11 protein-coding genes are annotated in these 11,642 nt (G+C 72.0%); all 11 read left to right on the top strand.

From position 1 onward, the window contains the following. The first annotated feature begins 1 nt into the window (after position 1). The 11 genes from ACIBLA_RS27425 (at position 2) to ACIBLA_RS27375 (ending at position 11,555) form a co-directional block, all read left to right on the top strand. Positions 2-742: a PIG-L deacetylase family protein gene (locus ACIBLA_RS27425; RefSeq protein WP_399200174.1), complete on the top strand. Its 741-nt coding sequence runs from the start codon at positions 2-4 to the stop codon at positions 740-742. 139 nt (positions 743-881) lie between these two features. Next, positions 882-1,997 carry a PP2C family protein-serine/threonine phosphatase gene (locus tag ACIBLA_RS27420; protein ID WP_363245749.1) on the top strand — a complete coding sequence of 372 codons (1,116 nt, stop codon included), beginning with the start codon at positions 882-884 and terminating at the stop codon, positions 1,995-1,997. A gap of 45 nt (positions 1,998-2,042) precedes the next feature. After that, entirely contained in the window at positions 2,043-3,023 is a 981-nt protein-coding gene (locus ACIBLA_RS27415) for an NADPH:quinone oxidoreductase family protein (protein WP_399200173.1), read from the top strand. Continuing rightward, positions 3,020-4,213 (top strand): acyl-CoA dehydrogenase family protein, encoded by a 1,194-nt coding sequence (locus ACIBLA_RS27410; protein WP_363245751.1) that lies wholly within the window; start codon positions 3,020-3,022, stop codon positions 4,211-4,213. Before ACIBLA_RS27415 ends, ACIBLA_RS27410 begins: the two co-directional genes overlap by 4 nt. Next, a complete protein-coding gene (locus tag ACIBLA_RS27405; RefSeq protein ID WP_399200172.1) occupies positions 4,210-5,331 on the top strand; it encodes an acyl-CoA dehydrogenase family protein in 1,122 nt (373 codons plus the stop codon). The genes ACIBLA_RS27410 and ACIBLA_RS27405 overlap by 4 nt, the downstream gene beginning before the upstream one ends. 110 nt (positions 5,332-5,441) lie before the next feature. Beyond that, complete coding sequence (locus tag ACIBLA_RS27400) at positions 5,442-7,040, top strand: ABC transporter substrate-binding protein (protein WP_399200171.1); 1,599 nt, start codon at positions 5,442-5,444, stop codon at positions 7,038-7,040. A 23-nt stretch (positions 7,041-7,063) separates the two neighbouring features. Further along, a complete protein-coding gene (locus ACIBLA_RS27395) occupies positions 7,064-8,029 on the top strand; it encodes an ABC transporter permease (protein WP_399200170.1) in 966 nt (321 codons plus the stop codon). Continuing rightward, entirely contained in the window at positions 8,022-8,915 is an 894-nt protein-coding gene (locus ACIBLA_RS27390; RefSeq protein WP_363245755.1) for an ABC transporter permease, read from the top strand. Before ACIBLA_RS27395 ends, ACIBLA_RS27390 begins: the two co-directional genes overlap by 8 nt. 71 nt (positions 8,916-8,986) lie before the next feature. Then, the gene (locus ACIBLA_RS27385) at positions 8,987-9,916 is read left to right on the top strand and encodes an ABC transporter ATP-binding protein (protein WP_399200194.1); all 930 of its coding nucleotides are present in this window, start codon (positions 8,987-8,989) and stop codon (positions 9,914-9,916) included. Beyond that, the gene (locus ACIBLA_RS27380; RefSeq protein WP_399200169.1) at positions 9,909-10,571 is read left to right on the top strand and encodes an ABC transporter ATP-binding protein; all 663 of its coding nucleotides are present in this window, start codon (positions 9,909-9,911) and stop codon (positions 10,569-10,571) included. Before ACIBLA_RS27385 ends, ACIBLA_RS27380 begins: the two co-directional genes overlap by 8 nt. A gap of 126 nt (positions 10,572-10,697) precedes the next feature. Continuing rightward, positions 10,698-11,555, top strand: a complete 858-nt coding sequence (locus ACIBLA_RS27375; RefSeq protein ID WP_363245757.1) for a phosphatidylinositol-specific phospholipase C/glycerophosphodiester phosphodiesterase family protein — start codon at positions 10,698-10,700, stop codon at positions 11,553-11,555. The last annotated feature ends 87 nt before the right edge of the window (positions 11,556-11,642 follow it).

The raw sequence follows: 11,642 nt of genomic DNA, 5'->3' as shown, positions 1-11,642 counted from the left end.
CATGAGTGAACCGACCGAACAGCTCGCCCCCATGCCCGCCGACTGGCAGCGCGCCCTGGCAGTGGTCGCTCACCCCGACGACCTGGAGTACGGCTGCTCGGCGGCCGTCGCCGGCTGGACCGACGAGGGCCGGGAGATCACCTATCTGCTCGCCAGCCGGGGCGAGGCCGGGATCGACACGACCGACCCCGCCACCGCCGCCCCGCTGCGCGAGCGGGAACAGCGGGCGAGCGCCGCCGTCGTGGGTGTGTCCGAGGTGGTCTTCCTGGACCACCAGGACGGCGTGATCGAGGAAGGCACGGCGCTGCGCCGCGACATCGCCGCGGCGATCCGCCGCTACCGCCCCGAGCTGGTCATCACCCTCAACCACCGCGACACCTGGGGCGGCACCGCCTGGAACACCCCGGACCACCGCGCCGTCGGGCGCGCCACGCTCGACGCCGCCGGCGACGCCGGGAACCGGTGGATCTTCCCCGAACTGACGGAGCGGGGGCTCCAGCCGTGGGACGGCGTGCGCTGGGTGGCGGTCGCGGGCTCCGTCACCCCGACGCACGCCGTCGACGCGACGGCCGGACTGGAACGCTCCGTGCGGTCGCTGCTCGAACACCGCAGTTACATCGAGGTACTTACGGACGAGGACCCCGAGGCGTACTGCCGTACGTTCCTCACGGCCAACGCGCAGAGGACCGCCCCGCGCTTCGGCGGCCGGCCGGCGGTGGCCTTCGAGGTCTTCGGCCGCTGACGGGGCCCGGTGATCGAGTACCCCTTTCTCTGTATTTCTCTGCCTTTTGAGTGGTTTCGTAGCACGGTGAACTCGTTGTTCCCGTGATGTGGTGGGTGGCTGAACGGAGTGACGGGCTCGGCAGAGAAGGACCGCTGACATGGACGAGGGGCATTCCCGCCTCCAGCAGTACCCCTGGTTGCCCCCGGCGCTGCTCATCGGTTCCGTCGGCCTGGAACTGGTGACCCCCAAGATCGTCAGCGGTGCCGCTCTCATCGCCGTCGCCGGCATGGCGGCGGCCATCAGCGGCACGTTCCGCTACACCCTGCTGATCGTGGGCGTCGGCCTCGGGCTCACCGGCATCTCCGCGTACCAGGCCCATCACGGCTACGCTTCCGCGGCCGTGCAGGTCGCGGAGATCGTGGTCGCCTCGGCTCTCGCGCTGGCCGTCCGCCGCCTGCTCGACAGCCAGAGCGCGAAGTTCTCCGTGGTCAGATCCACCGCCGAGCAGCTACAGCGGGCCGTGCTGCCGCCGTTGCCCAGGATCATCGGCCCGATGACCGTCGCCTGCCGCTACGAGGCGGCGAACGCCGTCGCCCGGATCGGCGGCGACCTCTACGCCGTGGAGGAGACGCCCTTCGGCCTCCGGGTGCTCATCGCCGACGTGCGCGGCAAGGGTCTCGGCGCGGTCTCCGCCGTCTCCGTCATCGTCGGGGCGTTCCGTGAGCGCGCGGAGTCCGAGGCCGATCTGGTGGGGCTCGCGGAACGGCTCGACCGCGCCGTGGCCCGGTCCGCCGAGCGGTACGCCGACCCGTTCGGTGTCGACGCCGCCGAGGCCTTCGCCACCGCGCTCCTGATCGAGATCGACCGGCGCGGCGCCAGCCTCCGGCTGCTGAGCTGCGGACATCCCGCCCCCTATCTCGTACGGAACGGCGAGGTCCGCGAGTTGGACACCGGCCAGGCGATGCCGCCGCTGGGCATGTGGAACCTCGCGCCCGGCATGGGCGACCTGCGCTCGTACGACTTCCCCACCGGCGCCACCCTGCTGTGCGTCACGGACGGAGTGACGGAGTCGCGGAACGGGGCCGGGACCTTCTACGACCCACGCCAAGAGCTGGGCCCGGTCCCGGACGGCGATCCGGAGCGGCTGATCGACGCCCTGTTCTCGTCGGTCGGCCGCTGGACGAAGGGTGGCCGCACCGACGACATGGCGGTGCTCGCCGTCGCGCGTGACGGCGTCGACCGGCCTGTTCCCAGCGGGCAAGCGACCGCTTAGTATCCGAGGGAGCGCGTACCCACCCTCATCTGTGGAGGCCCCCGAATGCAGGCATGGCGAGTCCACCGGAACGGCGAGCCGAGCGAGGTGATGCGGCTGGACGAGGTGGAACGGCCGGTGCCGGGGGACGGTCAGCTCCTGCTGAAGGTCCTCGCGGCCGACATCAACTTCCCCGACGCGCTGCTCTGCCGGGGCCAGTACCAGATCCGCCCGCCACTGCCCTTCACGCCCGGCGTCGAGATCTGCGGCGCGACCGAGGACGGGCGGCGCGTCATCGCGACCCCCGCCCTGCCCGACGGCGGACTCGCGGAGTGCGTCGTCGCCGACGAGGCCGCGGTGCTCCCCGCGCCCGACGCACTCGACGACGCCGAGGCGGCGGCCCTCCACATCGGCTACCAGACGGGCTGGTTCGCACTGCACCGCAGGGCGCACCTCCAGGCGGGCGAGACGCTGCTCGTGCACGCCGCCGCCGGAGGCGTCGGCAGCGCGGCCGTCCAGCTCGGCAAGGCCGCGGGCGCCACCGTCATCGGCGTCGCCGGAGGCCCCGACAAGGTGCGCGTGGCACGGGAGTTGGGCTGCGACCACGTCATCGACCGGCGCACCGACGACATAGTCGCCGCCGTGAAGGACCTCACCGGCGGGCGAGGCGCGGACGTCGTCTACGACCCGGTCGGCGGCGACGCCTACGCCAAGTCCGCCAAGTGCGTCGCCTTCGAGGGCCGGATCCTCGTCATCGGCTTCGCGAGCGGCACCATCCCGGCCCCCGCCCTCAACCACGCGCTCGTGAAGAACTACTCGATCGTGGGTCTGCACTGGGGCCTGTACGCCCAGAAGGACCCGGCCTCGATCCTCCGCTGCCACCAGGAGCTGACGGAACTCGCCGCCAAAGGCGTCGTCAAGCCGCTCATCAGCGAGCGGGTTGCGATGGCGGACGCCGCGTCCGCCGTCCAGCGGGTGGCCGACGGCACCACCACCGGCCGTCTGGTCGTGATCCCCGCCCCGGCAGCGGGTGCGAGCACCCGGTGAACGCCGTGGACGCGGCCGAACTGCGCCGCCGTACCGAGGACTTGCTCGTCGCGCACCCGCCGACGGACACGCCACCCGCCGACTTCCTGAAGGCCCGCTTCGACGCCGGACTCGCCTGGGTGCACTTCCCGGCCGGTCTCGGCGGACTCGACGCCCCGCGCTCCCTCCAGTCGGTCGTCGACGCCGAACTGGCCGCCGCCGGCGCCCCCGACAACGACCCGCGCCGTATCGGCATCGGCCTCGGCATGGCCGCGCCCACCATCCTCACCTTCGGCACCGACGAACAGAAGCGCCGTTTTCTACGGCCCCTGTGGGTCGGCGAGGAAGTCTGGTGCCAGCTGTTCAGCGAGCCCGGCGCCGGCTCCGACCTCGCCGCGCTCGCGACCCGCGCCGTACGGGACGACGACACCGGCGAATGGATCGTCAACGGGCAGAAGGTGTGGACCTCCAGCGCCCATCTCGCGCGCTGGGCCATCCTCATCGCCCGCACCGACCCGGACCTGCCCAAGCACCAGGGCATCAGCTACTTCATCTGCGACCTCACCGACCCCGGCGTCGACGTCCGGCCGCTGCGCCAGATAACCGGCGAGGCGGAGTTCAACGAGGTCTTCCTCACCGACGTCCGGATCCCCGACGCCCACCGCCTCGGCGCGGTCGGCGAGGGCTGGCAGGTCGCCCGGACCACCCTCATGAACGAACGCGTCTCGATCGGCGGCTCACGTCTCCCGCGCGAGGGCGGCATGATCGGCGCGGTCTCCCGGACCTGGCGCGACCGCCCCGAACTGCGCACCCACGATCTGCACCGGCGTCTCCTCACGCTCTGGGTGGACGCCGAAGTGGCACGGCTGACCGGCGAACGGCTGCGCCAGCAGCTGGCCGTGGGCAGGCCGGGACCCGAAGGCTCGGGCCTGAAGCTGTCGTTCGCCCGTCTGAACCAGGAGATCAGCGGACTCGAAGTCGAACTGCTCGGCGACGAGGGCCTGTTGTACGACGACTGGACGATGCGGCGCCCGGAGCTGGTCGACTTCACCGGCCGCGAGGCCGGCTACCGCTATCTGCGCTCGAAGGGCAACTCCATCGAGGGCGGTACGAGCGAGGTACTGCTCAACATCGTCGCCGAACGTGTCCTCGGCCTGCCCGCCGAGCCGCGCGACGACAAGGACGTCGCATGGAAGGACCTCACCCGATGAGCACCAGGGACGCCGCGCCCGACCTGCTGTACTCCGAGGCGGAGGACGATCTGCGCGCCGCCGTACGGTCTCTGCTCACCGACCGCGGCGATGTCCCCGCCGCGCTCGCCCGCGCCGAGTCGGGCGCCCCGTACGACACCGCGCTCTGGACGTCGCTCACCTCCGGCATCGGGGCGGCCGGGCTGCTTGTGCCGGAAGCGCTCGGCGGCCAGGGCGCGAGCCACCGCGAGGCCGCGGTGGTGCTGGAGGAGCTGGGCCGCGCGGTCACGCCCGCGCCGTATCTGACCAGTTCGGTGATCGCGACGCAGACGCTGCTCGCCTGCGGCACGGACGGGGAGCAACTGCTGCGCGCTCTCGCCGAAGGCCGTACGGTCGCCGTGCTCGCCGTCCCGCTCTCCACCGGTCCGGGCGCCCCGCTCCCCAACTCGGCGCCGGGCAGCGAGATCAGGGCCGTGGCCGACGCCGCCGTCGCCGAGGTCCTGCTCGTCCTCGGCCCCGACGGGCTGTACGCGGTCGAGACGGCGACGCCGGGAGTCACCGTCCGGGCGCGGACCCCGCTCGACGTCACGCGCCCGCTCTCCACCGTCACCGTGGACGCGGCAGCCCTCGCCGCCGGAACCCGGATCGCCGACGCGGCAGCGGCGGAGTCCGCCGTACGCCGCGGACTGCTCACGGGCGCGGGGCTGCTCGCGTCCGAACAACTCGGGCTCGCCGAATGGTGCTTGGCACAGACTGTCCGGCACACCCGCGAACGGCACCAGTTCAACCGCCCCATCGGCTCGTTCCAGGCGCTCAAGCACCGCATGGCGCAGCTGTGGCTGGAGGTCGCATCGGCCCGCGCCGCCGCCCGCAACGCCGCCGACGCGCTTGCCACCGACAGCCCCGACACGCCGCTCGCCGTGGCGGTCGCCCAGGCGTACTGCGGCCCGGCCGCCGTCCACGCGGCCGAGGAGTGCGTCCAGCTCCACGGCGGCATCGGCATGACCTGGGAGCATCCCGCGCATCTGTATCTGAAGAGGGCCAAGTCGGATGAGATCGCCCTGGGTTCGACCGGATCCCACCACGACAGCCTCGCGACGCTGACGGGTCTGCCGGCGCCGGGAGCGCCGCTGCGGTAGCCCCGGCCGTCGGGCGGCCGGCATACCACCTGGACAAGCACCCCTTTGCGTACTGTTTAATTGCGAGCCATTCGCAATAACGTTTGATCTTCAGTAGGGGTGTGGAATCCATGACCGCCCGTTCGATACGTGGCACGGCCGCGGCGACGCTGGCCGGTTCGCTCGCCTTTGCCGCCGTGGCCTGCTCGAACCCGGACAGCGGCTCCGGTGACGGCGGTGGGGATCAGGAGTCCGCCGTTGTCGGGATCGCCTATGAGCCGGACAGTCTCAGCCCGCTGCTCGGCTACGGCAAGGACGGCAACTCCAAGCTCTTCGACGGGCTTCTCACCGTCGACCGGGACATGAATCTGAAGCCCGCCCTCGCCTCCGCGCTTCCCGAGGTCGCCGAGGACGGGATGACGTACACCTACCGGCTGCGTGACGACGTGAAGTTCAGCGACGGCAAGCCCTTCAGCGCGGCGGACGTCGTCTTCACCTACCGCACCATCCTGGACGCCAGGACCAACAACCCGTCCAAGACCGAGCTGGCGGCCATCGAGGACGTCACGGCCGAGGGTGAGAGCACCGTCGTCTTCACCCTCAAGTACCCCTACGCGCCCTTCGCCCAGCGGACCGTGCTCCCCATCGCGCCGGAGCACCTGGCGGGCAGGCAGGACGTCAACTCCGGGCCGTTCACCAACAAGCCCGTCGGCACGGGACCCTACCTCCTCACCAACTGGTCCAAGGGCGAGAAGATCAGCTTCAGGGCCAACCCCGAGTACTGGGGCGGCGAGCCCGGGGTGAAGCAGTTCACCATGGCGATCATCAAGGACGACGACGTACGCGCCACCCGGCTGCGCGCCGGGGACCTCGACGGCGCGATCCTGCCGCCCAACCTCGCCAAGGGCTTCAAGAACGACAAGGGCAAGAAGACCTACGCCGCCACGACGTACGACTACCGCACCGTCACCCTCCCGACCCACAACAAGGTCACGGGCGACACCGCCGTACGCCGCGCGCTCGACGTCGCAGTCGACCGGGACACCATGGTCGACAAGATCCTCGACGGCGCGGGCCGCGCCGCCTACGGCCCCGTGCCCACCGACAGCGAGTGGTTCACCAAGGGCACCGAGCGCCCGCACGACCTCGCCAAGGCCGAGCGGATCCTCGACGAGGCTGGCTGGAAGGCCGGCGAGGACGGCATCCGTACCAAGGACGGCGTACGCGCGAGCTTCCCGCTCTGGTATCTGACCGGCGACAAGCTCCGCCAGGACCACGCACTCGCCTACGCCTCCGACGCCAAGAAGGCCGGCATCGACATCAAGACCCAGGCCGGTACGTGGGAGGTCATCGAGCCCCGGATGAAGACCGACGCCGTCCTGGCGGGCGGCGGGGCCCCCGGTGACCCGGACTTCGACCAGTTCAGCCTCCTCAACTCAGGTCTCGCCGGGGACGGCTTCAACAACATGGCCTGGTACGACAATCCGGCCGTCGACAAGGCCCTCGACACCGGTCGCGAGAGCGGGGAGAAGGCCGCCCGCAAGGCCGCGTACGACACCGTCCAGCGCGAACTCGCGAAGGACCCCGGCTACACCTTCCTCACCCACATCGACCACATCTACGTCATGAACGACACCTGGGGCACGCTCACCACCCAGGTCGAACCGCACGACCACGGACTCGCGTCCGGCCCCTGGTGGAACGTCGAGCAGTGGGCCCGTACGTCGTGAGCCGCCGCCTCCCGTGGGGGGCGATGGCACGCATGACGGGGCGGCGGCTGCTGTTGGCCGCCCCCGTCCTGCTGGTCGTCACCTTCGGCGTCTTCGCCGTCGCCGCCGCCTCACCGTTCGATCCCGTCAAGGCGCACGCCGGTACCGCCGGCCTCACCGCCTCCCAGGAGACCCTTGACCAGCTGCGCGCCAACCTCGGCGTCGACCAGCCCCTCGTCCCGCGATGGTGGGAGTGGCTGACGTCGGCCGCCACCGGCGATCTCGGCGACTCCAGCGTGATGCGCCGGCCGGTCGCCGACGTCATAACCGAACGCCTCGGCTGGTCCGTGCTCCTGGCCACCACCGCCTTCGTCCTCGCGATCCTGCTCGGCACGGCGCTCGGTGTGGCGGCGGCCCGGCGCCCCGGCGGCCCGCTCGACCGCTGCGTCAGCTCCGCCGCCTACACCCTGGAAGCCGCGCCCGCGTTCTGGCTCGGGCTGCTCGCCATCTGGTTCTTCGCCCTGCGGCTCGGTGTCCTGCCGGCCGGCGGGCTCACCGACTCGGGCAGCGACATCGTCACCTTCGGCCAGGTCGCCTCGCATCTGGTGCTGCCCGCGGCCGTCCTCGGCGTCTCACAGATGCCGTGGTTCTACCTCTACGTACGGCAAGGGGTCGCCGACGCGCTGGGGGAGGACCCCGTACGCGGTGCGCGCGCCCGGGGGCTGAGCGAGCGCACCGTCCTGCTCGGTCACGCCTGGCGCTCAGGGATGCTGCCGATGCTCACCCTCATCGGCTCACGCGTCCCCGAACTCATCACCGGCGCGCTCCTCATCGAGACGGTCTTCAGCTGGCCGGGGATCGCGGCGGCCACCGTCGAGGCGGCGACATCCGTGGACTTCCCGCTGCTGGCCGCGCTCACCGTCCTCGCCACGGCGGCCGTACTCATCGGCAATCTGTTCTCCGACCTGCTGTACGGACTCGCCGACCCGAGGGTGGGCTTCGATGGCTGACACCACACACGCCGCCCACGAGGCGACCGCCCCGTGGCGCTCGCGCGGACGCAGCCGCCGCTCGACCCGCAGGGTCCGCGCCGTCACGTCGGCCGTCATCGTCACCGCCGTGGCACTGGCCGTCCTGGTCGTCCCGCCGCTCGTCCAGCTCGACGAGCAGGCCGTCGATCTCTCGCTCAAGCTCCAACCGCCCTCCCTGGCACACCCGTTCGGCACCGACGACGTGGGCCGCGATCTGCTCCTGCGCTGTGTGTACGGGCTCCGCGTCTCGCTCCTCGTCGGACTGGTCGCCGCACTCGTGGCCACCGTCATCGGCACGGCCGTGGGCGCCGCGGCGGCGGCGTTCGGCGGCTGGACCGACCGGGTCGTGATGCGTCTCGTCGACACCTTCTCCTCGGTGCCGCACCTGCTGCTCGGCATCTTCATCGTCGCGATGTTCCGGCCCGGCGTCTGGCCGGTGATCGTCTCGGTCGCGCTGACGCACTGGCTCTCCACCGCCCGGATCGTCCGCTCCGAGGTCCTGTCGCTGCGCTCGCGCCCCTACGTGGACGCGGCCGTGTCCGGTGGCTCGTCACGGTGGCGGATCACGGTGCGCCATCTGCTGCCCGGCGTAATGCCGCAGGCGGGGCTCGCGGCCGTACTCATGGTGCCGCACGCCATGTGGCACGAGTCGGCGCTCTCCTTCCTCGGCCTCGGGCTGCCCAGCCACCAGGCGAGCCTCGGCAACCTCGTGCAGACGGCGCGCGGTTCGCTGCTCGCGGGTGACTGGTGGCCGACGCTCTTCCCCGGACTGTTCCTGATCGTCCCCACCCTCGCCATCGCCGGGCTCGCCGGGGTGTGGCGGGAACGGATCAATCCGCGCCGCCGATCGGAGCTGATGCTGTGACCACGCCCGAGCCCCATACCGCTGCCGAGTCGCCGCTGCTGTCGGTGCGCGGCCTCGGCGTCCGCTTCCGGATGCGCGGCGGACGGCACATCGCGGCCGTCACCGACGCCACCTTCGACCTCGCGGTGGGGGAGTGCCTCGCGCTCGTCGGCGAGAGCGGCTGCGGCAAGTCGGTCCTCGCGTCGGCGCTGCTCGGTCTGCTGCCCGGCAACGCGCAGACCACCGGCTCCGCCCTCGTCGGCGGGAACGGCCGGGCGGCCCCCGTCGACCTGCTCGCCGCCGACGAACGGACCCTGGCCCGTACGGTACGGGGCCGGCGCATCGGCCTCGTACCGCAGAGCCCGGCCGCCCACCTCACCCCCGTACGCACCGTACGCTCCCAACTGACGGAGGCGCTGCGCGAGTTGACGGGTGTCAGAGGGACGGTGCCCGCCCGGTCCGTGGACGCGGCGGCCGAACGCGCGGCCTACCCCGCCGACCACCTCGACCGCTACCCGCACGAACTCTCCGGCGGTCTCGCGCAGCGCGCCGCTACCGCCCTCGCCCTGATCGGCGACGCCCCGCTGCTGCTGGCCGACGAGCCGACCACCGGGCTCGACCGCGAACTCGTCGACCGTACGGCCGACGAACTGCGGCGCCACACCGACGACGGCCGCGCCCTGCTGATGATCACCCACGACCTGGCGGCGGCCGAACGGATCGCCGACCGCGTCGCCGTCATGTATGCGGGCCGGATCGTCGAACTCAGCCCCGCGGAAGGCTTCTTCGGCGAACGGGGGCCGCGTCACCCCTACGCACGCGGCCTGCTCGACGCCCTGCCCGAGCGGAAGTTCACCGCCATTCCCGGTATGCCGCCCGAGCTGGGCGACCTCCCCGCCGGCTGCGCCTTCGCCGCCCGCTGCCCACGGGCCACCGACATCTGCGCCACCCTGCCCGCCCTGACACCGGGCCACGGCTCGTCCGTCGCCTGCCATCACGCCGAGGAGCGCGTCGATGCTTGAACTCCTCGGCATCACCGCCGGATACGAACGCGGCGCACCCGTCGTCAAGGGCGCGTCCGTCACTGTCGCCCCCGGTGAAGCGGTCGGGCTCCTCGGCCCCAGCGGCTGCGGCAAGTCGACCCTCGCCCGCGTCGCCGCCCTGTTGCACCGGCCCGACGCGGGCACCGTGACCCTCGACGGTGAACGCGCCACCGGCTGGCGCCACCGTGCCCCGAAGGCGCAACGCACCGCGATCGGGGTCGTCTTCCAGCAGCACCGGCTGTCGGCCGACCCCAGGCTCCGGCTCACCGACCTGATCGCCGAGCCGCTGCGCGCCAACGGCCGCCGGAACGAAGTGGCGGACCGCGTGGGTGAGTTGGCGCGGACGGTGGGACTCACCGACGACCTGCTCGGCCGCAGGCCGCACGAGGTCAGCGACGGCCAGCTCCAGCGCGCCTGCCTGGCCCGCGCGTTGGTGCTGCGCCCGCGCTGGCTGGTCTGCGACGAGATGACCGCGATGCTCGACGCCTCGACCACGGCCGCGCTGGTCACGGCGGTGGAGGAGTACCGGCGCACCCAGGGCGCCGGGCTGCTGGCCGTCGGTCACGACCGGGTGCTGCTGGAGCGCTGGTGCGACCGTACGGTCCGCTGGCGGGAGATCGCCGAGACTGTTTGAATCACAGCCGTCCGACGGTCGTCGGCTGGTCGAACTCTTCGTGGGACCCTGCCCCTTGAGGCGGTCGGCGGCGGATACTCGGCGAGTCGCCCTTCCCCGTCCCGTCCCCCCGATCTCGGAGACAACATGGCCCTCACCACCCGACGCAGAGCGGTGACCACCTTCGCCGCCGCGTTCGCCGGAGCAGTCGCCATACCCTCGTACGCGCAGGCCACCGAGCGCGGCGACGGCTCCAAGCCGCTGCGCCGCGCCCACGCGCACAACGACTATCTGCACGAGCGTCCCCTCCACGACGCGCTGTCGCACCACTTCACCAGCGTCGAGGCCGACATCTTCCTGGTCGACGGCGAACTGCTGGTCGCCCACGAGCCCGAGACGCTGGACCCCACGCGCACGCTCCGCTCGCTCTACCTCGACCCGCTGCGCGAGAGGGTCAGGGCCAACGGCGGCGCCGTGTACCGGGGACACCACCGGCCGGTGCAGCTGCTCATCGACATCAAGACGGACGGCGCCGCCACCTATCTGGAGCTGCACCGCCAACTCCGCGCCTACCGCTCGATGCTGAGCACCTACTCCCACGGGGCCGTACGGTACGGCGCCGTCACCCCGGTCATCTCCGGCGACCGCGCCGCCCGCGTCCCGATGGAGGCGCAGCGGGTCCGCCACGCCTTCTACGACGGCCGGCTCGACGACCTCGGCAGCGCGGCGCGCGCCTCGTTCGTGCCGCTCATCAGCAGCAACTGGACAACGAGCTTCACCTGGCAGGGAGTCGGCGCGTTCCCCGCCGCCGAGCGCACCGAACTGCGGCGCATCGTCGACACCGCCCACCGGCGGGGCCAGCGCGTCCGGTTCTGGGCGACGCCCGACCTGGCCGGGCCCGCCCGCGACGCGGTCTGGTCCGAACTGCTGGACGCCGGGGTCGACCACATCAACACGGACGACCTCGCGGGCCTGGAGAGCTTCCTGATCAAGAACGACCGGTAGTCAACCCGTACGGCCTACACGCCAGTTGCCAGAACAGCCCCTCCGCTCCGCCAGACTGACGGCCGAATGCCGCAATTCCGGCGCGGC

Origin of the sequence: Streptomyces sp. NPDC050433 (assembly GCF_044458565.1) — a bacterium.
In the GTDB taxonomy this organism is placed as follows: Bacteria; Actinomycetota; Actinomycetes; order Streptomycetales; family Streptomycetaceae; genus Streptomyces.
This window is presented reverse-complemented; position numbering and strand designations above follow the sequence as displayed.

Bases quoted from the DNA above. Each gene is read 5' to 3' on its own strand.
- ACIBLA_RS27395 (WP_399200170.1), top strand. From the start codon at position 7,064: ATGGCACGCATGACGGGGCGGCGGCTGCTGTTGGCCGCCCCCGTCCTG.
- ACIBLA_RS27415 (WP_399200173.1), top strand. From the start codon at position 2,043: ATGCAGGCATGGCGAGTCCACCGGAACGGCGAGCCGAGCGAGGTGATG.
- ACIBLA_RS27390 (WP_363245755.1), top strand. From the start codon at position 8,022: ATGGCTGACACCACACACGCCGCCCACGAGGCGACCGCCCCGTGGCGC.
- ACIBLA_RS27380 (WP_399200169.1), top strand. From the start codon at position 9,909: ATGCTTGAACTCCTCGGCATCACCGCCGGATACGAACGCGGCGCACCC.
- ACIBLA_RS27385 (WP_399200194.1), top strand. From the start codon at position 8,987: ATGCGCGGCGGACGGCACATCGCGGCCGTCACCGACGCCACCTTCGAC.
- ACIBLA_RS27425 (WP_399200174.1), top strand. From the start codon at position 2: ATGAGTGAACCGACCGAACAGCTCGCCCCCATGCCCGCCGACTGGCAG.
- ACIBLA_RS27400 (WP_399200171.1), top strand. From the start codon at position 5,442: ATGACCGCCCGTTCGATACGTGGCACGGCCGCGGCGACGCTGGCCGGT.
- ACIBLA_RS27405 (WP_399200172.1), top strand. From the start codon at position 4,210: ATGAGCACCAGGGACGCCGCGCCCGACCTGCTGTACTCCGAGGCGGAG.
- ACIBLA_RS27420 (WP_363245749.1), top strand. From the start codon at position 882: ATGGACGAGGGGCATTCCCGCCTCCAGCAGTACCCCTGGTTGCCCCCG.
- ACIBLA_RS27375 (WP_363245757.1), top strand. From the start codon at position 10,698: ATGGCCCTCACCACCCGACGCAGAGCGGTGACCACCTTCGCCGCCGCG.